This window comes from Pseudarthrobacter sp. NPDC092202, assembly GCF_044755505.1.
Taxonomy (GTDB): Bacteria; Actinomycetota; Actinomycetes; order Actinomycetales; family Micrococcaceae; genus Arthrobacter.
Window position 1 is genome coordinate 135,310 of sequence record NZ_JBIVRG010000010.1, and the last position, 23,767, is coordinate 159,076.

Sequence of the window (23,767 nt, forward strand, 5' to 3'; positions counted from 1 at the left end):
TTACTCTAGCAAATCCGGGAAAGCGTTCAGACCACTTTGTCTTCGAAGCGTGCTCCACGGTACAGGTCCTCGAAAGTCTGCAACGTGCCCTCGATGCTGTGGGGTTCCACCATCTGCCGGCTGGCCTGGCCCATGGCGGCGCGCTGGTCCGCTGGCAGCTCCAGGACCATGGTGATCTTCTTGGCAAGGTCGTCACTGTCATTCGGCGTGAACAGGTAGCCGTTTTCGCCGTCGCGCACCAGGTGCGGCAGGGCCATGGCATCGGCCAGCACCACAGGGGTGGAGGCAGACATCGCCTCGAGCGTAACCAGGGACTGCAGCTCTGCCGTTCCTGGCATGCAGAACAGGTCGGCCTGGATGTAGGCCCGGCGCAGCTCCTCGTCGCTGGCGAGGCCCAGGAACTTCACCCGGTCGGTCATCCGCAGCCGGCGGACCACATCTTCCAGGGAGGACCGGACTTCGCCGCCGCCGACAATCTCGAGGTGGACGTTAAGTTCCGGCGGAGTCTTGCTGACGGCTTCGATGAGCACGTCCACGTGCTTTTCCTCGGCCAGCCGGCCGGCGAACATCACGGTGGGGTGCTCATGGGGTTCGATCTGCTCGCCGGGCTGGAGTTCGTAGGCGGCGGAGTCAATACCGTTGGACAACGGCAGGACCTTGCGCAGGAAGGCGTGCTGGTGCATGGCCTTGGCGGCAAGCGGGGTGGGCGTGGTGACCACGTCCGCCTTGCCCATCACTTTGCCCATGTCCTTCCAGGAAATCTTCCCGATAATGTCCTTGAACCACTGCGGAAACGGCAGGAACGGGTTAAGGTTCTCCGGCATGAAATGGTTGGTGGCAACAATCCGGACGCCGCGCTTCACGGCCTCGTACAGGACGTGCTCGCCGATCATGTAGTGGCTCTGGATGTGCACCACATCGGGCTTTACCCGGTCAAAAAGGAGGCTGATTTCCTTCTTGATCTCCCAGGGCAGGCAAATACGGAAGTACTCGTGCGTGGGGACGCCGTGGGAACGGAGCCTGTGGACCGTCCCCTCAGGCCGGAACTCCGTAAAGCTCTTTCCGTTGTCCGCGCGGCAGGCCAGCACATGGACGTCGTGCCCGCGGCCGGTCATTCCCTTGGCCAGTCGGTAGCCGAACTGCGCCGCTCCGTTGACGTGCGGCGGATAGGTGTCTGCAGCGATCAGGATGGTCAGGGGACGCTGGTCTGCGGGCGTGGTCACGTGGAGAGCTCCTGATGGTCACGGTGCGGACAGCATGTACTGGCAGCACAGTTGGCCGGCGGCGCGGTGGCGCCTGGCCTCGTGGTGAATCTTGCTTGCGGAATGAGGGATGGGATCAGGTGGACAGTGGCTAGCGGCTCGCCCTGCCCACGGCCTTCCGCGCGTCCTTCTTGCGCTTCGTGACCTCAGGATGGTGCCTGGAAAGGGCGATCACCCCAACGATAGCAAGGGAGGCGGCGGTTCCCATGGCAATGGCCATCACGGCGTGGACATCCGGCCGCAGTTCGCCGAGGATCACAATGCCGATCGCAATGCCCACCAGCGGATCGATCACGGTGAGCCCTGCGATCACCAGGTCCGGCGGACCCGACGAGTAGGCGCTCTGGACGAACCACGACCCCAGCCCGCCCGCCGCGATCAGGGCCACCACGGAGTACCACTGCACGTTCAGCAGGAACAGCCCGTTGGGATCGAGCAGGTGTTTGCCGATGATCCGGGTCAGGACGGCCACGAACCCGAAGAGGACCCCGGCACCCAGGATATAGACGAAAGCGTTGATCCGGTGCCTGAACATAACGGCCAGGGTGCCGAAGAGTCCGACGGCGAGCGCCAGCAGCAGCACGATGGTGACCTCGTCGGCGAGGGTTACATCGTGGTTTTCCTGTGTGACGTTGACAGCCAGGAGGACGAAGAGCGCGGAGCCGGTCACGCACGCCGCGATAGCCACCACGGTTGCCCGGTTGATGGTGAGGTCCTGGTCCTTGGCATTGATGATCGTGGTGATCACCAGGGCGATGGCGCCGATGGGCTGCACAACCGTCAGCGGGGCCGAAACGAGCGCCACGGCGTTCATGGCCATGCCGGCACACAGCAGCAGCAGGCCGAACACCCAGCGCGGATTCCGGAGCAGGCGCAGGAAGCCATTGGAGCTCAGGGCAAGGCCGCCGGTGTCGGCTTTGACGGCACTCCCCTGGCGCTGCGCACCAAGGGCGAGGCAGAAGGCGCCAAGCAGCGCAAGACCGACTGCCATCCACACCATCAGGCGGCCCCGTCGTCGTGATGTGCCTGCATTCTGCCCTTCCGCAGGATGGCCCAGAAGTAGTTGTAGGCAGCAATCCAGTGGCCAACCAGGCCCAGGCCCAGGACTATCCACGCGGCGACGAACAATGCAGTGGAGAACCCTGTGTCCAGCCGTGAGAGGACCAGCAGAGGGGTTCCCAGCAGCAGCAGGCCGGTGCGCACCTTGCCGACCACACTGACGGGAAGGTCCGGGTGGCCCCGGAAGAAGAACAGCGTCATGGTCAGCAGGACAGCGTCCGGGACCACCAGGGCGGCCAGGTAAAGCCAATGGACGACGCCGGCAATCACCAGCGTGACAGCCACCGCTATGAGCGCCAGGCGGTCGGCGATGGGGTCCAGGACCCTGCCGAGTTTGGAGGTTTGGTCGAAGCGGCGGGCGATGTACCCGTCAACCCAGTCGGTGCTGGCCATGACGGCCAGGACCACAACGGCGGCACCGTATTCCTTTTGGCCCAGGACAAGCCAAATGAAGAGCGGCACCCCCATGAAACGCACCACGGTGAGCAGGTTGGGAATGGTGAACACGAGGTCGTGGTCAACCTGGGGGCGTCCGGGACGGGAGCCGGCACCAATGAACTTCACCCCGTCCCCCTTTCCTTCCTGCTGCCCCCTGCGAGCGCTATTGCCGTTTTTCCCTGAACTTCCGCGGGCTGCCGGAACGCCCGCCCGCTACCGGTGCTAGTACGTCCGGAGGAGCTTGCGCACCAGGACCAGGAAGACGGTTCCCGCGGCGATGAAGGCTGCCAGCGGCTTCCAGCGTTGTTCCAGGTCTGCGGATCCGGACAATGCTGCGAACTTCTGCCCGGCGATGTCCCGGCCGTGGCCGGCCAGGGCCTGGCCCTCCCGCAGTTTGTCCTGGGCCGTTGCCAGCAGGTACCTTCCCTGGGTCTTGACGTCCAGCTCGGTGCCGAGTTCGTCGCGCACTTCGGTGAGGTGGTGGCGGCGCTGGCTGAGCCGGCGTACCAGCTCGGGCTCGGAGGCGTGCGGGAATTCCTTGTCGTGCTCAGCGGCCTTGGCTGCCTTCTCGGCCTTGGCCTTGGCAGCCGCTTCATCCTTTGCGGCCTTCGCGGCCTTGGCCTCGGGACTGTTGGGATCAAGGACAGCGGGGTTGAACGAAGAGCCTTCTTTGGCCACACCGATATCGTGTTTGATGCCGCGGATGGTCTCCTCCGGCATGAGCGGCATGGCCTTCTTGAACTTGCGGGCGCCGATCAGGCCGCCGATCAGCGCTATCAGGAGGAAGGCCGCGGACACCAGGAGGGCTGCCAGCCAGGCGGGCATGATGGTTGCCAGTCCCATGATGGCTGCGACGATGAGGCCCACCACCAGGAAGAGAAGGAAAACGAGGGCGACGGCGAAAAAGGCAGCGGCAACCCCGACCTGGATTCCCTTGCGCTTGAGCTCGATCTTCGCGAAGGCGATTTCGTCGTTGAGCTGGCGCGGCGCCAACCGGAAAAGGAGTTTAAGCGTCCTGGGCAGCGCAGTGATGCGCAATCCCTGGCTGGTACGCCCGCTGTGACGTCCGCTCATCGGTTCCGCCTTACTGGTTATGGGTCGAATCGGCTTCCGTATGCTGCAGGAAAGTGCAGCTGCACAGTCCCCGCACCAAAACTATCATTCAGGTTAAGGGCGAACTTCGGGGCTTGCCGTGCGGCGTGCCCTACAACGCTGCAAAATTAGGCAGCGCCGGGCCTAGGATTGATCTCCGTGACCATTCCCAGCAATCCGGGCGACCTGTTGAGCCGCCGCCGGAAACTCCTTTACATCCTGCTGCTCGGCGCCCTTACGGCGTTGGGTCCGTTCACGATCGATCTTTACCTTCCCGCGTTCCCGGCCCTGGAGGAGAGCCTCGGCGTGACCGAGGCCCAGGTCCAGCTGACCCTGGCCGGCACCACCGTGGGCTTTGCCATCGGCCAGCTGGTGGTGGGCCCCTTCAGCGACAGGTTCGGGCGCCGGACCCCGCTCATCCTGGCAACGGCACTGCACATCGCGGCGTCCGTGGGTGCCGCCCTGTCCACGGATATCACCATGCTGGGCATTTCCCGCGTCCTGATGGGCGTGGGGGCTGCCGGCGGCGGCGTTGTGGCCATGGCAATGGTCCGGGACCTTTTCTCGGGTTATGCCATGGTGAAGATGTTTTCCCGCATGGCACTGGTGAACGGCCTGGCACCCATTTTGGCGCCGGTGATCGGTTCACAGCTGCTCCTGGTGATGGAGTGGCCCGGGATCTTCGTGTTCCTTGCCGCCTACGGGACCCTGGTGATCGTCTCTGCCCTGTTCCTGGTCCGCGAGACCCTGCCTCCTGAAAAGCGCCGCCAGAGCGGCCTGACCGCGCGCCAGCGCTACCGGATCCTTTTCAGCGACAGGGTCTTTGTGGGGCTGCTGTTTGTGGCGGGGCTGAACTTTGGCGGCTTGTTCACCTATTTGTCCGCTTCCCCGTTCCTGTTCCAGGACGTTTTCGGCTTTTCGCCCCAGGAGTACGGCCTGCTGTTCGGCATCAACTCGCTGGGCATCGTGGCCGGCATCCAAACCAGCTCCCGCCTCATCCGCCGGGTGCCGCCGCAGTGGATCATCGCTGCTGCCACTGCCTGGATGTTCGTGATGGCCACGCTGATCGTGGTGTTCGACCAGCTGGGGTTCGGCCTCTGGGGCGTGCTGGTTCCCTTGTGGTTCTACATCCTGGGGACTGGCTTCATGTTCCCCTGCGTTCAGGTGCTCGCCCTGGCCGGCCATGCGGGCCAGGCCGGCACCGCAGCTTCCCTGCTCGGATTCTCGACGTTCATGATGGCAGGGCTCATTTCCCCGGTTGTCGGCTGGCTGGGCATCACCAGCGCCGCACCCATGGGCGCGGTGCAGGGAGCGTGCATCCTGCTTGCCATGGCAGCCCTGTGGCTGGTGGTCCGGCCACGTACCGTTCCCTCGATCCACTGACGCCATGAAGGACACCTCAAAGCGCAGGCCGCACCGGAATCGCCGGGGACTCTTCCTCGGCGCGGTGCTGGGCGCCGTCGCGGGCTACTTTGCGGGCAGGGCCATGGGCAACCCCGCCATGGGCATTGTCCTGGGCATGATTGCAGGTTCGGCGCTGCTGTACCGGGTCAACCCGGGGCCCTGGAACCGACCCTGACGCCGCCGCAACCGGGAGCAGGCAAAGCGCGCGGCGGACGTGGATGGCCTGCCGCCTGCAGGGTACCCGCGATAAAATGGTGTTTGTGCCCACCTGGCAGGAACAACCGCCGCTTCCGGCCACATGGCAACGGTGCGATAACCGGATACTGCCACTGTGGTGGGAGCGGCTGTGTGCCCAGACAGGCGAACAGTCTGCAGCGCTCTATGCCGCCGGGCTGTTCACTGAGGACCGCCGCCGGCCCATCGCGCAGTGGTTCAACCCCGCCTTCAACGCCGCCCTGCTGGTAGCCCCCGAGACCTCCCCCGAATGGCCCGTGCAGCGCTTCGGGATCTTCTACGCGCCACCAGACTCAGGAGTGGTCCGCATCCATTCGGCCCCCCACGAGTGGAATCCCCGCCAGCCCCGGAAGTCACCCACCGAGAAAGAGGCGTTCCTGGCCGCCATCGTGGAGGCGGAGCGCTTCCTCCAGGTGGAAATGGACTTCGTCTAGAAAACAAAAATCCCCGTCCCCCACAAGGGAGGAACGGGGATTTTTTCGGTTTGCTCCTCCTGCTGGACTTGAACCAGCAACCCTTCGATTAACAGTCGAATGCTCTGCCAATTGAGCTAAGGAGGAATGAAGCAGGTATGACATTAGCAAAGGATTCCGGACAAAGTGAAATCGGCATCCCTGCGGCCCTGGAGGGCAGCTTCCGGCATAAAAAAATCCCCGTTCCGGAGGCCGGAACGGGGATTGCGCGCTCCTCCTGCTGGACTTGAACCAGCAACCCTTCGATTAACAGTCGAATGCTCTGCCAATTGAGCTAAGGAGGAATGAAGCGGGTATTAGCCTAGCAAAGACCCCGGCTGGAAGCGAAATCGGGGGTCAGGCATCAGACCTGAGCGCCCGGCGTTCCATCTCCAGCATCATGAGTTCGCGGTTGAGGCGCTGGTAGGTTTCCGGGTCAGCCGCAGGGTCCAGCCGCTGGAGCTGGCCCATCTTGTCCGCCTTGACCCGCGTGATCTGAAGCTCGAACAGCCGGGAGAGGATGTCCCGGCAATACTTCTGCACCGCTTCCTCGGTGCTGGCGGGCAGCGGAACAACAGCCAGCTCGGACACCAGGGGGCGCAACGGTTCCGGAACCTCGTGCATCACGTGCTCGACCCACCGGACGGGGTCGGCGGCGAGGGCCGGGTCCGTGGCCCGCATGGCGTCGTGGACGGCTTGGAAAGCGGGGGTGGCAAAGCGGGCAGCCGAAAAGCGTTCCCAGACGCCGCCAACCAGGAGCGAGGGCTCCTGCAACGCAACCTCCAGCGCCTGCCGTTCCATGGAGGCCACGGGGTCCCGGGGGTCGGGCCGGTGGTAGGACGGCACGGCTCCCGACGGCGGCCCTGCAGCAACGCCGGGACCTCCCGGTGCGGCTGCGGGGGCGGAGGGAGTCGCGGAGGTCCGGGTCGCGGGAGCGGGGGCCCCGCCCTGGTCGCCGCGCTTGGCGGCATTTTTGACTTCTGCCGTGACCAGGCGCAGCACCTCGTTGGGGTCCGGCATCCCCAGCCAGCCCGTGAGCGCCTGGCAGTAGCCCGTCCGGGTAGAGGCGTCCCGGATGGCGGCAACCACCGGCACGGAGGCTTTCAGGCCCTGGACGCGCCCCTCCACTGTGTCCAGGTTGAACTGCTTCAGGGTGGTCCGGATGGCGAACTCGAAAAGCGGCCGGCGGGACTGCACCAGGGCGTGCACGGCTTCATCGCCCCTGCTTTGGCGCAGGTCGCAGGGATCCGCGCCGGAGGGCTCCACCGCCACGTAGGTCTGGGCGGTGAAGCGCTGGTCCTCCTCGAAGGCGCGCAGAGCGGCTTTCTGCCCGGCGGCGTCGCCGTCAAAGGTGAAGATGACCTCTCCCCCGGTGCCGTCGTCGGAGAGCAGGCGGCGGGCAATCTTGATGTGCTCGGTGCCGAACGCGGTGCCGCAGGTGGCCACCGCCGTCGTGATTCCTGCAAGGTGGCAGGCCATCACGTCCGTATAGCCCTCCACCACCACCAGTTGCCGCTCCTTGGCGATGTTCCGTTTGGCGAGGTCGATCCCGTAGAGTACCTGGGACTTTTTGTAGAGCGTGGTCTCAGGGGTGTTGAGGTACTTCGGGCCTTGGTCGTCCTCGTAAAGCTTCCGGGCGCCGAAGCCGATGGTGTCCCCGGCGATGTCCCGGATGGGCCAGATGAGGCGGCCGCGGAAGCGGTCATAGATCCCCCTGTTGCCTTCGGAGAACATGCCCGTCAGCTTCAGCTCAGCGTCAGTGAAGCCCCGGCCGCGGAGGTGCTTGAGGAGCGCGTCCCAGCCCTGCGGTGCGTACCCGACGCCGAATTGCTCTGCGGCTGCCCGGTCGAAGCCGCGCCCATGCAGGAAGGTGCGCGCTTCCGCGGCCCCGGGCGTCAGCAGCTGCCCCTGGAAAAACTCGTCGGCGATCTTGTGGGCATCCAGCAGCCGCTGCCGGCGCCCCACTTCCTCCCGGTTGGGCCCGGTTCCGCCGTCCTCATACCGCAGCTCGTAGCCGATCCGGGCGGCCAGCTTCTCCACGGCTTCCTGGAACGAACTGTGGTCCTGCTTCTGCACGAACGCAATGACGTCGCCGTCCTCACCGCAGCCAAAGCAGTGGTACCGGCCAACCTGCGGCCGGACAGTGAAGGAAGGGGAACGTTCGTCGTGGAAGGGGCACAGGCCTTTGAAGGTCCCCAGCCCGGCGCCCTTGAGCGTGACGTACCCGTCAACCACTTCCTTGATGTCCGTGCGCTGGCGTACTTCGTCAATATCTTCGCGTTTGATCAGCCCTGGCACAGAGCCATCCTAGCCTTGGGGTACGACGGCGACGGGTGCCACGTGGGATACCTCACCACAGCGCCAATCACCACAGCGACGGCAGGCTCCCCACCAGCCGCTCGTACATGGCCAGTGCCGAGCCGTCGGTCAGCGACGCCACCTGGTCGATCACCACGCGAAGGCGCGCACCGTCGTCGGGCGCGTCCCTCCAGTCCGCCGCGAACATCGGTTCCAGGTGGCGGTCGCCGGTGGCGCTCAGGGCCGTGACCAGGGCGTGGAGCACCTCCCGCTGGCGCTCGTAGATGGGCTGGCGGTGCTCGGTGGTCATCACGAACGTGGTGGCCAGGCCCTTCATGACGGCGATCTCCATGACGGTCTCGTCCGGAACCATGAGTTCGGCGTTGAAGCGCGTCAGGTTCTCCGGACCGTACACGGCGCGGGTGGTTTCCAGCGCGCTCTGGCAGAACCTGCCGATCAGCTGGCTGGTCATGTTCTTCAGGGCCGCCATGGACTTGCGGCTGCCGTCGGCCTCGCGCACCCAGACGTCCGTGGCTTCAAGCCGGGCCAGGGCGGCGTCGATGGCGGCGGGATCGTTGTGCGGCAGGTACCACTGCTTGGCGTACCCCACCACCCGGGCACGGTGGTCCGGGTTGTCCATCCAGCGCAGCTGGAAGTGCCCCGCCACGATTGCGTCCTCGACGTCGTGCACCGAGTAGGAGATGTCGTCAGCAAGGTCCATCACCTGGGCCTCCAGGCAGGAGCGGCGCTCCGGAGCCCCCTCCCGGATCCAGTTGAAGATCGGCAGGTCGTCCTCATAGGCGCCGAACTTGCTGGTGCGCTGGCCGTGGATCACCGGGGCTTCCAGCGCGGACCACGGGTATTTGGCTGCCGCATCCAGGCTGGCCCTGGTGAGGTTCAGGCCTGCGGGCTGGCCGTCGGGCGTCAGCACCTTGGGCTCCAGCCGGGTCAGCAGCCGCAGGGTCTGGGCGTTGCCCTCGAAGCCGCCGATGGCGTGGGCCACCTCGTTCAGAGCCGATTCCCCGTTGTGCCCGAACGGCGGGTGGCCGAGGTCGTGGCTGAGGCAGGCGGTGTCCACGACGTCCGGATCGCAGCCAAGGGAGCGCCCCAGCTCGCGGCCCACCTGGGCGACCTCGAGGCTGTGGGTCAGGCGGGTGCGGACAAAATCATCCGTGTCCGGTGCCACCACCTGGGTTTTGGCGCCCAGCCGGCGGAGCGCCGAGGAATGGAGCACCCGGGCGCGATCCCGTTCAAAGTCGGAGCGGTAGACGTTCTTGGGCGGCTCCTCCACCCACCGGGCGGAGTCGTGGGTGTCGTAGCCCGGCAAGACGGGGGCGGCAGTGCGCGTCTCAGCCACCGGAAACATCCAGTTCCGCCGCGGAGATGTCCCGCGACTGGTCGGCGTTGAGGGCCCGGGACTCGAGCCAGTCCTTGGGCAGCGCGGGGCGCTTGGGTGAGCCGGCGCGGCCGCGGGGGCCTTCGGCATCGACACCCGGGTAGGGAGAGGCGGTGTCCAGCTCGTCCAGGGCGGCGCGCAGCTCCTCGAGGCTGTTCACCAGCGCCATCCGGGTACGGAGTTCGCCGCCCACCACGTAGCCCTTGAAATACCAGGCGATGTGCTTGCGGATCTCCCGCAGCGCCTTGCCCTCGTCACCGAACGTCTCCACCATCAGTTCGGCGTGCCGGTAGACGCCCTGGGCTACCTGGCCCAGATTCGGCTTATGCCGGATGTCGCTGCCTTCGAAGGCCGCCTGCAGGTCACCGAACAGCCAGGGCCGGCCCTGGCAGCCGCGGCCCACCACCACGCCGTCAACACCGGTTTCGCGGACCATCCGGACGGCGTCTTCCGCGGACCAGATGTCACCGTTGCCCAGTACCGGGATGTCCGGCAGGGCCTCACGCAGCCGTGCGATGGCGGACCAGTCGGCCTGTCCGGAGTAGAACTGCGCGGCCGTGCGGCCGTGAAGGGCGACGGCGGCGACCCCGGAATCGCGGGCGATGCGGCCGGCGTCGAGGTACGTGAGATGGTCGTCGTCGATGCCCTTGCGCATCTTGATGGTCAGCGGGACATTGCCCTTCGACGCTTCCTTGACGGCGGTCTGCACGATGGAGGTGAAAAGGTCGATCTTCCAGGGCAGGGCCGAGCCGCCGCCCCGGCGGGTGACCTTGGGCACCGGGCAGCCGAAGTTCAGGTCGATGTGGTCTGCGCGGTCCTCTTCCACCAGCATCCGCACGGCGCTGCCCACCGTGACCGGGTCCACGCCGTACAGCTGGACAGACCGGACCTTTTCGTCGTCGTCATGCGAAATGATGCGGAGCGATTCCGGCGTCCGTTCCACCAGGGCGCGGGACGTCACCATCTCCGCCACGTACATTCCGCCGCCGTATTCACGGCAGAGACGGCGGAAGGCGGAGTTGGTGATGCCGGCCATGGGCGCCAGGATCACTGGCGTGTCCACGGTGATGGGACCCAGCTTCAGGGGCGGGAGTTCCAGCTTGGGGGCGGGAGGAGTTGCTGCAACAGTCACCTGTCCATTGTTGCAAAGCCGGGCAAATCGGGCGGCCGGCCGGGTTGGTCAACTGAAGTGGCCAGAAGGTGGAGCCAACCGGAGTGGCTCAACCGCGGTCCGCCCGGCGTCCCCGCCTGGTGGCTGGTGCGTCGTCCTGGTCTCCGGCGGGAAGGCGTGACTGGCGGTCAAGGGCCGCGGCGGCCAGCGACCCGGTGTCAGTCACCCCCGGTTCATCCAGGCTGATTGCTTCGGGCGCCCGTGCCGCCGGCGCCTCCGGGATTCCTGCCCGGACGCCGGTGGCCTTGACCACCAGCACGGCGATCAGCGTGGTGACCGGAATGGCCAGGACCAGGCCGATAGAGCCCACAAGGGTGCGGATGACTTCCTCGGAGAGCTCCGCGCTGGTAAGGGTGTCGGCGAGCGGGCGATCGTAGAGCATCACGATGATGAGGATGGGAAGGGCCGCGCCGGCGTAGGCGAAGGCGATGGTGTAGACAGTGGACGCGATGTGGTCGCGCCCGATCCGCATGGCCGAGGTGAAGAGTTTCCGGGCACTGCTGCCCGGCGCCAGTTCGTAGAGCTCCCACACAGCGGAGGACTGGGTGATGGTCACGTCATTGAGGACGCCCAGGCCGGAGATGATGAGCCCGCACAGTATGACGCCCGAAATCGAGATGTTGGCGGAAGTGTTCACCAGGGTGGTTGCCTCGTGGTTCCCCACCCCGGCAAGGTTGGCGGCACCGGTTGCCCACGCGGCCAGGAGCGCCGTGATCCCCAGCCCGAACATGGTGCCCAGCAGTGCGGTGGAGGTCCGGGCGGAAAAGCCGTGGGCGAAGTACAGGACCCCAATCATGATCACCGTGGACCCCACCAGGGCCAGCAGGAGCGGCGGTTTTCCTTCCACCAGCCCGGGAAGCATGAAGCTTGCCAGCACGAAGTAGGCGCCCACAAGCCCGATCAGGGCGCGCAGTCCCCTCCAGCGGGCCACGGCTATCACTACCGCTGCGTACAGCAATGCCAGCAGGACGATCGGCAGGGTCCGCACGAAGTCAACGAAGATGAAGGCTGGCGAACCCTGGGCGGCGGACGCGCCTTGGGCGTTGGACAGGTTCAGGTACCGGATCTGGTCGCCGGTCTTCACCCCGTGGGATTTGGCCACGTCCGGGTTGATCACCACCTTGACCGGGCTTCCGCCCTTGTCCGGCTCCGTGAAGGCAAAGGTGCAGTCGGACCCCTGTTGGCTTTGCTGGCCCTGCTGGTTTTGGGCCTGGCCGTCCGGGCCCTGCTGGGCAATTCCCTGCATGCAGTTTTCCGTCACCACGCTTTGGATGGTGCCGGTGTCGAAGGTGACCCCGGGCGCGGCCGAGTAGGGGTTGGCCAGGGAGATGCCCTCCTTGCTGCCCGAGGGCCAGAGCATGGCCATCCCCGCGAGGGTGAGGAGCGTCAGCGGAATCAGCACTGCCGCGAGGATGCGGTTTGCCTTCCGCCGTGCAGCCATCGCCTGAGGCGTCGGCTCCGAATGACCTGTGGAAGCGTGGGAGTGACCGGACCCCATCAGCTGTAGAACCTCATACGTTGAACTCTACGTCCGGCACCGTAGGGTTTATAAATGGATTATCGGGGACTGGGAGGTACCAGGTATGGCCAACAGCAATTCGGAAAAGGGGGCCCCGCGCCCGTTCGAAGCATCCGGCACTGCCCGCGAGGCAGTGCTCAGCGTTCGGGAGTCGTCAGGTCCCACCCGGGGAGTTGCCCTGGTCCTGCACGGGGGCAAGTCCCAAAGCCGTGAGCCCGTGGAGGCCAGGCACCTGAGCCCGGCCAGGATGGTGCCCTTCGCCTGGGACCTGCACCGCGCCGGCCGGAAGCACGGGCTGGCCGTGTGGTCGCTCCGCAACAGCGTCCGCGGCTGGAACGGCCCGGACATGTCGCCGCTGCAGGACGCCCGCTGGGCACTCGCAAGGATCCGGGAGCAGCACCCTGACGTGCCGGTGTTCCTGGTGGGCCATTCCATGGGCGGGCTCACCGCCGTGTGCGCCGCGGACCACCCAGGGGTGGAGGCCGTCGTCGCCCTTGCCCCCTGGCTCAACCCGTCAACTCCCACGTCCGGCGTCGCCAACCGCAAGGTGCTGATCGTCCACGGAACCACGGACAGGTGGACCAGCGCTTCGGCGTCCCTGCTCTTCGCGCGGCGCGCCTCCGCCGAGGCCGCCAGCATGCAGTACGTTGCCCTTAAGGGTGCAGGCCACTTCATGCTCCGCAAAATCGGGGTGTGGCAGACGCTGACCACCGGCTTTGTGATTAAGGCATTCTCCGAAAGCATCGGCAAGGAGCTCCCCCTTCCCGCGGACTTCACCAGGCTGCTGCCGGAATCGTCCGTCCAGGTAACCCTGTAGGGACTTTCCATGGCATGGCGTCCCGCACCCAATGACCCCTTCTACCGTGTGATCGTCCGCTGTGCACTCCTGCTTCGCCGGGTCTTCCGGATCCGGATCATCAGCAGCGGGACGGAACACCTGCCGCCTCCGGGGCCGAGGACCGGCACCTCCAGGGCTGTGGTTCCGGGCAACGGCGCCGTTTTTGCCATCACGCACTTTGGCTACGTCGATTTTGCCGTCGCCGAGCTCCTGCTGTGGGAGCACTCGCGCGCGGAGCTGCGGTTCCTGGTCCATCAGGGCGCCGCCGATCACTGGCTTGCCGGACCGGCCATCAGTGCTGCCGGCCACGTGGTGGTGGGGTTCAGCGGCCGTTCAGACGCCTACGATGCCGCGGTGGCCAAGCTGCGCGCCGGGGAGTATGTGGGCGTGTTCCCCGAGGCGGGCGTGAGCCGCAGCTTCACCGTCCGCGAGTGCAGGACCGGCGCGGTCCGGATGGCGGCCGAAGCCGGGGTTCCGGTCATCCCCGTCTCCGTCTGGGGCGCCCACCGGATCCTTACCCGAGGCCACGGTTTTTCGCCCGGAAGGACATGGCGGGCACCGGTCCGGCTCCATGTGGGTGAGCCGCTAGCCTTCGCGCCGGGCGACGATGTTGAGGCCGGTACTAAGGAACTCCGTGCCCGCCTCCAGGACGGGGTCGGGAAGTGCATTGTGGACTTTCCGCTGCAGCCGGAGCCCGGCGCATGGTGGATGCCCGCCCACCTGGGCGGCAGCGCACCGACCGAACCCGAGCGGCAGCTACTCGACGCGCAGGACGCAGCCAGGGGCCGCCGTCGTGATCCCCGCCCAAACTAGGCAGCAGCAGGTGTCGAAACGGGGCTCCATAACGACACCTGCTGCGGCCTGGTTGGGTAACGGCGCCTAGTCCGAGACCACCAGGGTCTCCGCGCCTGCCAGCCGGGCCTTGCCGTTGTCGAGCAGGGGCTCGACGGCGGCACGGAGGGCGGCCATTGAGTCGTCCAGTTCCAGCATGACCGGGTGCTGGTACGCGATCAGCGCGAGCATGTCGCGGACGGCTTCAGCGGCGTCGTCCGGGGCCAGCGCGGGCTCGTGGCCGACGAAGACATCCGTGGGTGTTTCCGCCCCGGTATCCTCCTGGCCCGGTGCCGCATCCGGGTCTGCCGGCGCGGCATAGCTCACGGCGAAAGCCCGGATCCGGCCCTTCTTGCTGGGAGCAACTCCCGCCCCGAAAGCCGATTCGGGCCGGGCACGCAGCACGATTGCGCCGTGCGCACCGGTGAGGTCGTCCAGGAAAAGCTTCTGCACCTGTCCCACCGACAGCACGCCCGGTGAATCCCAGCCGTGGATGGAGGTGTAGTACCTGCCCACCACATCGGTCAGCTCCACGGAGCCCGTGGCCAGGTCCATCACGACGTCGGAGCCGGCGTTCTCGTCATTGGCCGGCCCGCCGCCGTTGCTGTCGGCAGGAAACACCGGCAACCGCAGGGCTCCCGGTTCAATGACCACCAGCCGGGACCGCTGGATGGGCGCCAGTTCGAAGGCTTCAGCGAAGGCGGCCCCCGGGGTGCCCGGCTCCACCTTGGCGCGGAGCTTGGTAACGCCCGACGGCGAGTGCTCAGCTTCGCGGCGCAACATCGCCAGCAGGGTGGCACCGATGCCGGAGCGCCGGTGGTCCCGCGCCACCTCTATGTAGGCCCAGAGCCGCTCGGGATGCAGGGAGGCTTCGTAAACGACGCCGGCGGCAACCGGAATCCCAACGCCGTCGATCACGTCCTCGGCCACAATGCAGCGCCGCCACGGCGTGCCGTTGGTCCCGGCAGAGGAAACCGCCAGGGCGCCGCGGAACTGGCGCGCCTGGTGGGTCTCCGGGCCGCCCCAGATTTCCAGCAGCGCCAGGTCATCGCCTTCACGCCATTCGCGGTATTCGATGGCCATGCTCAGGCGCCGATCAGGCGTGCGGCCAGGTAGCCCTCCACCTTGTCCAGGGAAACGCGTTCCTGGCTCATGGTGTCCCGCTCGCGGATGGTCACGGCCTGGTCCTCGAGGGTGTCGAAGTCCACCGTGATGCAGAACGGGGTGCCGATCTCGTCCTGGCGGCGGTAGCGGCGGCCGATTGCGCCGGCGTCATCGAAGTCGATGTTCCAGTTCTTGCGCAGCTGGGCGCCGAGGTCCTTCGCCTTCGGGGACAGGTCCTCGTTGCGGCTCAGCGGCAGGACTGCAGCCTTGACCGGCGCCAGCCGCGGATCCAGCTTCAGGACGGTACGGACGTCCACGCCGCCCTTGGCGTTGGGGGCCTCGTCCTCGGTGTAGGCGTCCACCAGGAACGCCATGAAGGAGCGGGTCAGGCCCGCGGCAGGCTCGATCACGTACGGGGTGTAGCGCTCGTTGGTGGCCTGGTTGAAGTAGCTCAGGTCCGTTCCGGAGGCCTTGGCGTGGGTGGAGAGGTCAAAGTCGGTGCGGTTGGCGATGCCTTCCAGCTCACCCCACTCGGAACCCTGGAAGCCGAAGCGGTACTCGATGTCCGTGGTGCCCTTGGAGTAGTGGCTGAGCTTTTCCTGCGGGTGCTCGAAGAAGCGCAGGTTCTCTTCCCGGATGCCCAGGCCCGTGTACCACGCCATGCGCTCCTTCATCCAGTACTGGTGCCACTCTTCATCCGTGCCGGGCTCGACGAAGAACTCCATTTCCATCTGCTCAAACTCCCGGGTGCGGAAGATGAAGTTGCCCGGGGTGATCTCGTTGCGGAAGGACTTGCCGATCTGGCCGATGCCGAACGGCGGCTTCTTCCGCGACGTGGTGAGCACGTTGTTGAAGTTCACGAAGATGCCCTGCGCCGTTTCGGGGCGCAGGTAGTGCAGGCCCTCTTCGCTGGCAACGGGACCCAGGTAGGTCTTGAGCAGGCCGGAGAATTCCTGCGGTTCGGTCCATTCGCCGCGGGTGCCGCAGTTGGCACAGGCGATGTCCTTGAGGCCGTTCTCGGCGGGGCGGCCCTTCTTTTCCTCGTACTCTTCCTCGAGGTGGTCCGCGCGGTAGCGCTTGTGGCAGGAAAGGCATTCAACCAGCGGATCCGAGAAGACCTCCACGTGGCCGGAGGCCTCCCACACCTGGCGGGGCAGGATCACGGAGGAGTCCAGGCCCACCACGTCCTCGCGGCCGCGGACCATGGACTGCCACCACTGCCGCTTGATGTTTTCCTTCAGCTCGGCGCCGAGGGGCCCGTAGTCCCAGGCAGAGCGCGAACCTCCGTAGATCTCACCGGCCTGGAACACGAATCCCCTGCGCTTGGAGAGGGAGATGACCTGGTCGAGTACGGATTTTGCTGCCATGGGGGTAACTCCAATTTCTACAGGGCCGCTGGGTGCGGTCCGCGGTTTCTGGCCCCGGCGAAGCCAGCGGCGGAATACCTCTGGCTGCAGGGCGGGGCGGGTGAAGGAAAAATGCGAAAAAGCTGCGTGCCCTAGCCTACCGGCCGCTGCCTGCCCGGGTGTTATCTGCGCAGGCGCTACCTGCGCAGGGCGCCCCGCGGCCAGGGCAGGGTGGCCAGGATGATGGCGGCGAGGGTCAGGACGGTGCCAAGGACCGTGGCCGGCGCCACGATTGATCCCGGCGTTGGCAGCACCACATCGAGGGCAAGCGAGCCGAGCAACTGCCCGGCGATCATGCCCAGCCCGGTGACCAGCACGCCCAGGCTCCGGACCAGCAGCGCACCAAGGCCGATGAAAACGCATCCCATGGGACCGCCAAGGTAGTACCACCACTCAGCGGGCAGCGGGTTCCCCGGTCCGGCCACCGTAACCTTCACCGCGTAAGCCGTCCACAGCACAACGGAACCCGCAATGAAGTTGACCAGGGTGGCCGCGATGGGTGTGCCGTAATGGACGGTGGCCGTCCCATTCATGGCCTGCTGGAAGCTCATCAGGAACCCTGCCGCCACCGGCAGGAGGAGCGGGACCAGGAGCGCTGCGGGGCCGCCTGGTCCTGCCCCGCCGTCGGCCGCCATACCCTGGGCGCCACCTGCTGCGGCGAACCGTGGTGACACAGCCCAGGCGACGGCGGCGATGGTCAGGAGGCAGCCGATGACGCGGATGGCCGTGACTTGCTTCCGGCCCGCCGGTCCAATGCCCAGCTTGTCCACCAGCAGGCCGCTGACCGTCTGGCCGGTGACCGTTGCCACGGTAAAAAGCGCCACGCCGAGGATGCCCACCGTGAAGGACTGCGCGAAGACGAAGAGCGCACCGATGCCGCCGGCAAGGACGTAGATGCGCGGAAACGCCCTGCTGCGGACCGCGGGCAGGATCCTGGCCAGGCCGGCCCTGCCGCTCGGCAGGAGCAGCGAGACCAGGACCATCACCACCAGGCCTGTGCTGAAGCTCACCACCGCAGCGGCGATGCCGTCGTCGAGGCGGGTGCCGAGGGCGCCGTTAATCCGGCCCTGGACGGGAATGGCGAGGCCCGCGCCCACCGCGAGCGGAAGGCCTGCGAGCAGCGGCAGGCGGGGGCTGGAAGTCATTGAATCAACCCTACGTCAGGCATCATTGCTTCTATGAGCAATGTTGAAGAGATCACCATCCGCGACAGCATGATCCGCCTGGGCCAGCTCCTGAAGCTCGCCAACCTGGTGGAGGACGGCGTGGAGGCCGCGGAGCTCATCAAGAACGGGCTGGTCAAGGTCAACGGGGAGATCGACGACCGCCGCGGCCGGCAGCTGCACAATGGCGACACCGTGACGGTGAACGGCCAGACCGTGCGCGTGGTGGCGCCCGCAGCCTGACGGCGCGGGGCGGCACTGGGCCGCCGCCCGCCGTCGTTCTTCCTACTTCTTCAGGACCTCGTGGGTGAGGAACTCCCCCACGTGCCCGATCTCCTGCTGGTTGATACCGTGCCACATGCCGGTGTAGAGGACCTTGGTGAGCTTGACGTGCTTGCGCACCCAGCCCATGGTGAATTCGATCTTGTCCGGTGTGATCACTGGGTCCTGCTGGTCCCGGCCCCAGAACATGGGCACGGTGCCGTCCAGCTCGGAGTCCTTGAAGCTGGGATCGTCGCCGGCGTCCACCACGAAGCCTGAAAGTCCGACGACGGCGGCGAAGTCCGTGGGCCGCTGGCGCAGGAGCGTGGTGGCCATAGCCATGCCCATGGAGAAGCCGAGCAGTGACACGGACGGGTGCCCTACCTTGATGGCGTCGATCCATTCGAGCACGTAGGCCGATGCTTCCTTGACGCGGTCCAGCGAGTAGTCGATGGAGGCCGTGAGCGGGAACCAGGTGAACCCCGGACCCATAGCGATGGGGGCGCGGACGGACGCTACGGCAAAGCCGCCGGGCAGCAGGTCGGCCAGGCTCAGCAGGTCCTGTTCGTTCGCGCCGTAGCCGTGCAGGAGCACCAGCAGGGGCTTGCCATCGCGCTGGTCCTCCGGATGGGACCACAGGACAACAGGGGCAGGAAATACTTCGGCGTCAGTCATGGTTTCCATTCATACCAGTTACCCACAGGTAACTACCTACGTTGGCGTAGCCAGGGAAGCGAAAGGCAGGATAGGACCGTGAGTGACACAAGCGCCATCGAGACCCCATCCATGACCGCCGGCTCCCACCCGTGGACCCGGTATGTGGCCATGGGTGACTCTTTCACGGAGGGCATCGGGGATCCCGAGCCTTCAAGCCCGGGCGGGTACCGCGGCTGGGCGGACCGCGTTGCCGAGGAACTGGGCCGGATCCAGCCGGACTTCGCCTATGCCAACCTTGCCGTCCGCGGCCGGCTGCTGCAGCAGATCGTGGACCAGCAGCTCGCCGCGTGCCTTGCGCTGAAGCCTGACCTGGTTACCCTCTCCGCGGGCGGCAACGACCTCCTCCGCCGGGGCGGGGACCCGGATGTCCTCGCCGCGAAGCTCGATTCCGTGGTTCAGATCCTCACCATGGGCGGCGCCACGGTGGTGCTGTTCAATGGCCCGGACACCGGCACGTCCGTGCTCGGCAGGATCCGCAGCAAGGTGGCCATCTACAACGAGAACCTGCGAACTGTCGCTGCCCGGCACGACGCCGTCATTGCTGACATGTGGTCCCTCCGCCAGCTCGGCGACCCCCAGATGTGGGACGAGGACCGGCTTCATTTCTCGCCCCTGGGCCACCACACGATTGCCGCCATGGTGCTTGATTCACTGAACGTGGAGCACACCCTGCAGCCACTGCAGCCCAAGCCGTTCCCGCCACGGAGCTGGCGGGAGGCGCGGTCCGGGGACCTGGTGTGGGCCCGCCAGTACTTTGTGCCCTGGGTGCTGCGCCGGCTGCGCAACCAGTCGTCAGGAGACGGCATCACGGCGAAGCGGCCGACGCCGGGTCCCGTCTTTGGTCCGGGCGTTCCGCTGGGCTCCGGCGAGGGTCCGCTGGGGCAGGCCGCCGGAAGCCGGAACTGAGTCCGCTGCTAACGCGCCGGGGTTAAGCTGGAGGGACACACACGAGAGGCTTAGCACCGTGAGCAACCTGTTTTTCTGGATCATCATCCTGTCATTCGTGATTCCGATGGCCATGCGGATGTACCGGAAGTCTGTGGCCCGCCGGAACCAGGAGCAAACCTTCTCGGGACGGTACCCGGAGCAGTTCCCCGGCGCAGGGCAATTCCCCGGGGCTGGTCAGTTCCCCGGCGCTGGTCAGTTCCCCGGGCCCGGGGACTTTGGCTCCAACGGTCCGCAGAGCAAGCAGCCGCGGGACGGCTTCACCCAGCAGGACTACCTCGCGGGCGGTTTCCGCCAGATAGAGCGGCCTGCACCGCTCCCGCCCAGCCAGCCCCTGCCGCCGATCCAGCCCGTCCCGCCGGTCCCGCCCACGGACCAGCAGTTTCCGCCGTACGGGCAGCAGCCCTACGGCCAGAACCAGCACGAAGAAGCCCCGCAACAGCCTTCAGCCCCGGCCACTCCCCCGCCGCCGCCGTCGGCCCCGCAGGGGTTCCGGGCGCGCAAGCTCGCGGAACTGGACCAGCAGTACAGCAACGGTGAGCTGTCCGTCGAGGAGTACATGACCCGCCGCAGCGAGATCATGAACGGCTGACCCCGGCCGGACAGGAGCAACGTGGGCGGGACTCCCGGGTCCAGGTCAGTTGACTTATTCCACCTGCCGGCTCAGTCCACCTGCGGGAAGCCCAGGTCGATGACTGACGTTGCCGGGTCCGGCCAGCGGGTTGTCACTACCTTGCCGCGGGTGTAGAACCGGATGCTGTCCGGTCCGTACATGTGGGTGTCACCGAACAGGGAGTTCTTCCAGCCGCCGAAAGAGAAGGTGCCTACCGGCACCGGAATGGGCACATTCACGCCCACCATCCCGGCCTCGACGTCGAACTCGAACTGCCGCGCTGCGCCGCCGTCGCGGGTGAAAATGGCAACCCCGTTGCCGAACTCGTTGTCATTCACCAGACGGACGGCGTCACTGTAGCTGTCCACCCGGACCACAGACAGGACCGGGCCGAAGATCTCGTCGTCGTAGACCTTCATGCCGGGCTTGACGTGGTCCACCAGGCTGACGCCGATGAAGAACCCGTTCGAATCGAACTGCTGCGTCCGGCCGTCCACAACCACGGTTGCACCCTCGTTTTCGGCGCCGGCAACGTAGGAGGCAACCTTCTCGCGGTGTTCGGCCGTGATCAGCGGACCCATCTGGGAAGCCGGGTCCGTGCCGGATCCGATTTTCAGGGTGGCCATCCGGCTCTTGATTGCCGCCACAAGGTCATCGGCGATGCTGCCTACGGCCACGAGCACACTCACCGCCATGCAGCGCTCACCCGCAGAGCCGTAGGCGGCGGAGATGGCGGCGTCTGCGGCCATGTCCAGGTCCGCATCAGGCAGGACCACCATGTGGTTCTTGGCTCCGCCAAGGGCCTGGACGCGTTTGCCGTGGTCCGCCGCCCTCTTGTAGATCGACCGGGCGATGGGCGTTGATCCGACGAAGCTGACCGCTTTGACATCCCGGTGTTCCAGGAGGGTGTCAACAGCTTCCTTATCGCCCTGGACCACGTTCAGCACACCGGCCGGAAGTCCTGCCTCGGCGAAGACCTCTGCGATGAACACGGCGGAGGACGGGTCCTTCTCGCTGGGTTTCAAAAGCACCGTGTTGCCGCACGCCAGGGCGCTGCCGATCATCCACAGCGGCACCATGGCGGGGAAGTTGAACGGCGTAATGCAGGCCACCACGCCCACGGGCTGCCGGACGGAATGGACATCCACACCGCTGGACACCTGCTCGGAGCGTTCGCCCTTGAGCATGTGGGAGAGGCCGGTGGCGAACTCGATGTTCTCCAGTCCGCGGGAGATTTCCCCCTCGGCGTCGGAGAGGACTTTGCCGTGCTCGCTGGTCAGGATCGCGGCGAGCTCGGACTTGCGGTCGTTGAGTATTTCGCGGACGCGGAAAAAGATGTTGGTCCGCTTGGCGAGGCTCGCAGCCCGCCAGGCCGGCAGCGCGGCTTTGGCAGCGCCTATGGCTTCCTCAACCCTGGCCGCTGAGGCAAGCGCCACCTGCTTTTCCTGCTCGCCGGTGGCAGGGTTGAAGACGGGGCCGAACCGCTCGGCATCGGTGACGCGGGTGCCGTTGATGTAATGCGGAATAGTGTGCACGGAGGTCTCTTTCTAAGGGAGTTCAGATGGCTGTGGTGCCCGCGGGTGGGGCCTCAAAAAAGGCGGCTACTTCGCCGGACCAAGCGAACCATCGGCAAGCCTGATGATCATGGAGCAGTCTTTTCCGGACTCGCCTGCGTCAATGAGGCGCTGGTACAGCTGCTGCACGTGCCTGCCGATTTCCAGCGGTGTGCCGGTGTCCTCGGCGGCGCTTATGGCCAGGCCGATGTCCTTGTTCGCCAGTTCCGCGGTGAACGTTGGTGCGAAATCATTGTTGGACGCGGCGGTGGGAACGACGCCCGGAACGGGATACCAGGTCCGCAGCGCCCAGCTGTCGCCGGAGGAGACCGAGGCGATGTCCCAGAACACCTTCTTGTCCAGGCCCAGCCTGTCGGCCAGCACGGCACCCTCCGCCGTGGACGCCAGGTTGATAAGGAGCATCAGGTTGTTGCAGATCTTGGCCGCCTGCCCCGTGGTGGGTCCGCCGGTGGGGATGACATTGGCGGCCATCGGCTCGATGAAGCTGCTGGCCTCCTCCACGGCGCCAGGTTCGCCGCCTACCATGAACGTCAGGGTTCCGGCCTTTGCGCCGCTCATCCCGCCCGAAACCGGGGCGTCGACGAAGCGGAAGCCGGCGGCAGCGGCGGCGTCGTGCAGTTCCTTCGCCGCGGCGATATCGATGGTGGAGGAATCGATGAGGAGGGTACGCGCGTCGGCGTGCGCCAGCACCCCGTCCCCGCCGAGGTAGACCGCCTTTGCGTGCTCGCCTTTCGGAAGCATGGTGAAGACGGCGTCGGCGCCCGCCACGGCTTCTGCGATGCTGCCGGCCGGCTTAACCCCTCCGGTTACCGCGGCGGCGAGGGCGGCCGGGTTGAGGTCGAACCCCCGTACGTCGTGCCCGGCCTTTGCGAGGTTCGCCGACATGGAACCGCCCATGTTTCCCAAACCGATCCAACCAATGACTGCCATGGCATAAGCTCCTTCGCTTTTTCTCCGGCCGACGGCCGCAAGGTCTGTGTCCACCCTCACATCCCGCTAAAGTGCAATCAAGGTAAAAATTCACAGAGGCCATGTGCATGGATGCACACGGCTGAGAGGTAGGGATGGCACAGCTTCCGAGTCCGGACGACTTACTCATTCTGTTGACGGTGGCCCGGCTTGGGCGTTTTAACGCCGTTGCCGAAACGCTGGGCACAACACACACCACCATCTCGCGCCGGATCCTGGCACTGGACAGGCAACTGGGCGGCCGCACCTTGGAGCGCAGCCCGCACGGGTGGGAACTGACGGAGCTCGGGGCTTCAGCCGTGGCCGCGGCGGAAAGGATCGAGGAAACGCTCGGCTCCCTGGCTGCTGCCACAAGCCGGGACCGGGACGCCCTGTCCGGCATGGTGCGCATCAGCACCTCGGACGGTTTCGGCGCCGAATTCGTAACGCCCGCGCTGGTCCGCCTCCAGCAGCGGCACCCGATGCTGAACGTGGAGATGTTGAGCGCCACGCGGCGGGTCAGCCAGAACCGCTCCGGTGTGGACCTGGAGGTGGTGGTGGGCAGCACCGACGTGAGCAACGCGCAGGCCATCTTCCTGACCAACTACTTCCTCCGGCTCTACGCCAGCCCCGCCTACGCCGCGGAGCGCGGCCTGCCGGAGACGCCCGACGGCGTGGGGCAGCACGGATTCGTCTCCTACGTTGAGTCGGCGCTCCAGGTTGCCGAGCTGGGGCACCGCTCCTCCCAGCTGCCCATGCCGAAATCAAGTTTCCAGGCAACGAGCATCTTTGCCCAGGTGGAGGCGGTGCGCCGGGGCGCCGGAATCGGCCTGCTGCCGAACTTCATGGTGGCTCGCAACCCGGAGTTCGTTCCGGTGCTCGCTGGCGCCTTCCAGCGCCAGGTCCCCATTTGGGCAGTGGCACGGCCGGAATCGCTGCGGTCCGCCCGGGTCCAGGCCGTGATTGGTGCGCTTCAGCAGGAGGTGGCGGAACGCCAGGATCTATTGGCCGCGTGACCTGCTGGCGGCTTGACGTGCCAGTA

Annotated in this window: 23 protein-coding genes and 2 tRNA genes; 9 read left to right on the forward strand and 16 right to left on the reverse strand. The window is 66.3% G+C overall.

Annotated features, from left to right (window positions below):
- Positions 1-26 precede the first annotated feature (26 nt).
- The 4 genes from ACIQF4_RS15360 to ACIQF4_RS15375 form a co-directional block, all read right to left on the reverse strand.
- Positions 27-1,223, reverse strand: a complete 1,197-nt coding sequence (locus tag ACIQF4_RS15360; RefSeq protein ID WP_400516438.1) for a glycosyltransferase — start codon at positions 1,221-1,223, stop codon at positions 27-29.
- 130 nt (positions 1,224-1,353) lie between these two features.
- A complete protein-coding gene (locus ACIQF4_RS15365) occupies positions 1,354-2,262 on the reverse strand; it encodes a DMT family transporter (protein WP_231455329.1) in 909 nt (302 codons plus the stop codon).
- On the reverse strand, positions 2,262-2,885 hold the full coding sequence (locus tag ACIQF4_RS15370) for a CDP-alcohol phosphatidyltransferase family protein (protein WP_350003692.1): 624 nt from the start codon (positions 2,883-2,885) through the stop codon (positions 2,262-2,264). Before ACIQF4_RS15370 ends, ACIQF4_RS15365 begins: the two co-directional genes overlap by 1 nt.
- A gap of 96 nt (positions 2,886-2,981) precedes the next feature.
- Positions 2,982-3,833 (reverse strand): phage holin family protein, encoded by an 852-nt coding sequence (locus tag ACIQF4_RS15375; protein ID WP_350003693.1) that lies wholly within the window; start codon positions 3,831-3,833, stop codon positions 2,982-2,984.
- Positions 3,834-4,010: 177 nt separating this feature from the next.
- Here ACIQF4_RS15375 and ACIQF4_RS15380 point away from each other — a divergent pair, with 177 nt between their 5' ends.
- From ACIQF4_RS15380 to ACIQF4_RS15390, 3 genes are all read left to right on the forward strand, one after another.
- Positions 4,011-5,234 (forward strand): multidrug effflux MFS transporter, encoded by a 1,224-nt coding sequence (locus ACIQF4_RS15380; protein WP_400516436.1) that lies wholly within the window; start codon positions 4,011-4,013, stop codon positions 5,232-5,234.
- Positions 5,235-5,238: 4 nt separating this feature from the next.
- Positions 5,239-5,430, forward strand: coding sequence for a hypothetical protein (locus ACIQF4_RS15385; RefSeq protein ID WP_231455325.1), 192 nt, complete (start codon positions 5,239-5,241; stop codon positions 5,428-5,430).
- 85 nt (positions 5,431-5,515) lie between these two features.
- Positions 5,516-5,923 carry a hypothetical protein gene (locus ACIQF4_RS15390; RefSeq protein ID WP_400516434.1) on the forward strand — a complete coding sequence of 136 codons (408 nt, stop codon included), beginning with the start codon at positions 5,516-5,518 and terminating at the stop codon, positions 5,921-5,923.
- A 53-nt stretch (positions 5,924-5,976) separates the two neighbouring features.
- Here the strand turns inward: ACIQF4_RS15390 and ACIQF4_RS15395 are convergent.
- The 6 genes from ACIQF4_RS15395 to ACIQF4_RS15420 all read right to left on the reverse strand — a co-directional run bounded on the left by ACIQF4_RS15395 (position 5,977) and on the right by ACIQF4_RS15420 (position 12,247).
- Positions 5,977-6,049: transfer RNA gene (locus ACIQF4_RS15395), tRNA-Asn, on the reverse strand.
- 124 nt (positions 6,050-6,173) lie between these two features.
- A tRNA-Asn gene (locus ACIQF4_RS15400) sits at positions 6,174-6,246 on the reverse strand.
- A 52-nt stretch (positions 6,247-6,298) separates the two neighbouring features.
- Positions 6,299-8,239: a DNA primase gene (gene dnaG, locus ACIQF4_RS15405; RefSeq protein WP_400516433.1), complete on the reverse strand. Its 1,941-nt coding sequence runs from the start codon at positions 8,237-8,239 to the stop codon at positions 6,299-6,301.
- A 67-nt stretch (positions 8,240-8,306) separates the two neighbouring features.
- Complete coding sequence (locus tag ACIQF4_RS15410) at positions 8,307-9,605, reverse strand: deoxyguanosinetriphosphate triphosphohydrolase (protein ID WP_231455322.1); 1,299 nt, start codon at positions 9,603-9,605, stop codon at positions 8,307-8,309.
- Complete coding sequence (dusB, locus tag ACIQF4_RS15415; RefSeq protein ID WP_400516432.1) at positions 9,589-10,767, reverse strand: tRNA dihydrouridine synthase DusB; 1,179 nt, start codon at positions 10,765-10,767, stop codon at positions 9,589-9,591. Before dusB ends, ACIQF4_RS15410 begins: the two co-directional genes overlap by 17 nt.
- Before the next feature lie 88 nt (positions 10,768-10,855).
- Positions 10,856-12,247, reverse strand: coding sequence for a YibE/F family protein (locus ACIQF4_RS15420; protein ID WP_400516430.1), 1,392 nt, complete (start codon positions 12,245-12,247; stop codon positions 10,856-10,858).
- Between the two features lie 142 nt (positions 12,248-12,389).
- On the opposite strand from ACIQF4_RS15420, the gene ACIQF4_RS15425 reads away from it, so the two are divergent.
- A complete protein-coding gene (locus tag ACIQF4_RS15425) occupies positions 12,390-13,142 on the forward strand; it encodes an alpha/beta hydrolase (protein ID WP_400516429.1) in 753 nt (250 codons plus the stop codon).
- 9 nt (positions 13,143-13,151) lie between these two features.
- Positions 13,152-13,976 carry a lysophospholipid acyltransferase family protein gene (locus tag ACIQF4_RS15430; protein ID WP_400516428.1) on the forward strand — a complete coding sequence of 275 codons (825 nt, stop codon included), beginning with the start codon at positions 13,152-13,154 and terminating at the stop codon, positions 13,974-13,976.
- 66 nt (positions 13,977-14,042) lie between these two features.
- Here ACIQF4_RS15430 and ACIQF4_RS15435 read toward each other — a convergent pair whose 3' ends face one another.
- From ACIQF4_RS15435 to ACIQF4_RS15445, 3 genes are all read right to left on the reverse strand, one after another.
- Positions 14,043-15,077, reverse strand: a complete 1,035-nt coding sequence (locus ACIQF4_RS15435) for a GNAT family N-acetyltransferase (RefSeq protein WP_350003701.1) — start codon at positions 15,075-15,077, stop codon at positions 14,043-14,045.
- A gap of 2 nt (positions 15,078-15,079) precedes the next feature.
- Complete coding sequence (locus tag ACIQF4_RS15440) at positions 15,080-16,465, reverse strand: glycine--tRNA ligase (protein ID WP_104185255.1); 1,386 nt, start codon at positions 16,463-16,465, stop codon at positions 15,080-15,082.
- 176 nt (positions 16,466-16,641) lie between these two features.
- Entirely contained in the window at positions 16,642-17,649 is a 1,008-nt protein-coding gene (locus tag ACIQF4_RS15445; protein ID WP_400516426.1) for a DMT family transporter, read from the reverse strand.
- A 33-nt stretch (positions 17,650-17,682) separates the two neighbouring features.
- Between ACIQF4_RS15445 and ACIQF4_RS15450 the strand changes: the two genes are divergently transcribed.
- On the forward strand, positions 17,683-17,910 hold the full coding sequence (locus ACIQF4_RS15450; RefSeq protein ID WP_139028643.1) for an RNA-binding S4 domain-containing protein: 228 nt from the start codon (positions 17,683-17,685) through the stop codon (positions 17,908-17,910).
- A 42-nt stretch (positions 17,911-17,952) separates the two neighbouring features.
- Here ACIQF4_RS15450 and ACIQF4_RS15455 read toward each other — a convergent pair whose 3' ends face one another.
- Positions 17,953-18,603, reverse strand: coding sequence for an alpha/beta hydrolase (locus tag ACIQF4_RS15455; protein ID WP_400516425.1), 651 nt, complete (start codon positions 18,601-18,603; stop codon positions 17,953-17,955).
- A gap of 78 nt (positions 18,604-18,681) precedes the next feature.
- On the opposite strand from ACIQF4_RS15455, the gene ACIQF4_RS15460 reads away from it, so the two are divergent.
- Together ACIQF4_RS15460 and ACIQF4_RS15465 are read left to right on the forward strand one after the other, a co-directional pair.
- Positions 18,682-19,551, forward strand: coding sequence for an SGNH/GDSL hydrolase family protein (locus ACIQF4_RS15460; RefSeq protein ID WP_400516424.1), 870 nt, complete (start codon positions 18,682-18,684; stop codon positions 19,549-19,551).
- 58 nt (positions 19,552-19,609) lie between these two features.
- Positions 19,610-20,182: a hypothetical protein gene (locus tag ACIQF4_RS15465; protein ID WP_400516423.1), complete on the forward strand. Its 573-nt coding sequence runs from the start codon at positions 19,610-19,612 to the stop codon at positions 20,180-20,182.
- Positions 20,183-20,253: 71 nt separating this feature from the next.
- Here the strand turns inward: ACIQF4_RS15465 and ACIQF4_RS15470 are convergent, their stop codons facing one another.
- Positions 20,254-21,738 (reverse strand): CoA-acylating methylmalonate-semialdehyde dehydrogenase, encoded by a 1,485-nt coding sequence (locus ACIQF4_RS15470; RefSeq protein ID WP_400516422.1) that lies wholly within the window; start codon positions 21,736-21,738, stop codon positions 20,254-20,256.
- 66 nt (positions 21,739-21,804) lie between these two features.
- Entirely contained in the window at positions 21,805-22,707 is a 903-nt protein-coding gene (mmsB, locus tag ACIQF4_RS15475; protein ID WP_400516421.1) for a 3-hydroxyisobutyrate dehydrogenase, read from the reverse strand.
- Between the two features lie 134 nt (positions 22,708-22,841).
- Between mmsB and ACIQF4_RS15480 the strand changes: the two genes are divergently transcribed.
- Positions 22,842-23,741: a LysR family transcriptional regulator gene (locus ACIQF4_RS15480; RefSeq protein WP_400516420.1), complete on the forward strand. Its 900-nt coding sequence runs from the start codon at positions 22,842-22,844 to the stop codon at positions 23,739-23,741.
- The last annotated feature ends 26 nt before the right edge of the window (positions 23,742-23,767 follow it).

Bases quoted from the DNA above. Each gene is read 5' to 3' on its own strand.
- mmsB (WP_400516421.1), bottom strand. From the start codon at position 22,707: ATGGCAGTCATTGGTTGGATCGGTTTGGGAAACATGGGCGGTTCCATG.
- ACIQF4_RS15410 (WP_231455322.1), bottom strand. From the start codon at position 9,605: ATGTTTCCGGTGGCTGAGACGCGCACTGCCGCCCCCGTCTTGCCGGGC.
- ACIQF4_RS15440 (WP_104185255.1), bottom strand. From the start codon at position 16,465: ATGGCAGCAAAATCCGTACTCGACCAGGTCATCTCCCTCTCCAAGCGC.
- ACIQF4_RS15385 (WP_231455325.1), top strand. From the start codon at position 5,239: ATGAAGGACACCTCAAAGCGCAGGCCGCACCGGAATCGCCGGGGACTC.
- ACIQF4_RS15420 (WP_400516430.1), bottom strand. From the start codon at position 12,247: ATGGCTGCACGGCGGAAGGCAAACCGCATCCTCGCGGCAGTGCTGATT.
- ACIQF4_RS15480 (WP_400516420.1), top strand. From the start codon at position 22,842: ATGGCACAGCTTCCGAGTCCGGACGACTTACTCATTCTGTTGACGGTG.
- ACIQF4_RS15455 (WP_400516425.1), bottom strand. From the start codon at position 18,603: ATGACTGACGCCGAAGTATTTCCTGCCCCTGTTGTCCTGTGGTCCCAT.
- ACIQF4_RS15425 (WP_400516429.1), top strand. From the start codon at position 12,390: ATGGCCAACAGCAATTCGGAAAAGGGGGCCCCGCGCCCGTTCGAAGCA.
- ACIQF4_RS15445 (WP_400516426.1), bottom strand. From the start codon at position 17,649: ATGACTTCCAGCCCCCGCCTGCCGCTGCTCGCAGGCCTTCCGCTCGCG.
- ACIQF4_RS15450 (WP_139028643.1), top strand. From the start codon at position 17,683: ATGAGCAATGTTGAAGAGATCACCATCCGCGACAGCATGATCCGCCTG.
- ACIQF4_RS15375 (WP_350003693.1), bottom strand. From the start codon at position 3,833: ATGAGCGGACGTCACAGCGGGCGTACCAGCCAGGGATTGCGCATCACT.
- ACIQF4_RS15435 (WP_350003701.1), bottom strand. From the start codon at position 15,077: ATGGCCATCGAATACCGCGAATGGCGTGAAGGCGATGACCTGGCGCTG.
- ACIQF4_RS15430 (WP_400516428.1), top strand. From the start codon at position 13,152: ATGGCATGGCGTCCCGCACCCAATGACCCCTTCTACCGTGTGATCGTC.
- ACIQF4_RS15365 (WP_231455329.1), bottom strand. From the start codon at position 2,262: ATGGTGTGGATGGCAGTCGGTCTTGCGCTGCTTGGCGCCTTCTGCCTC.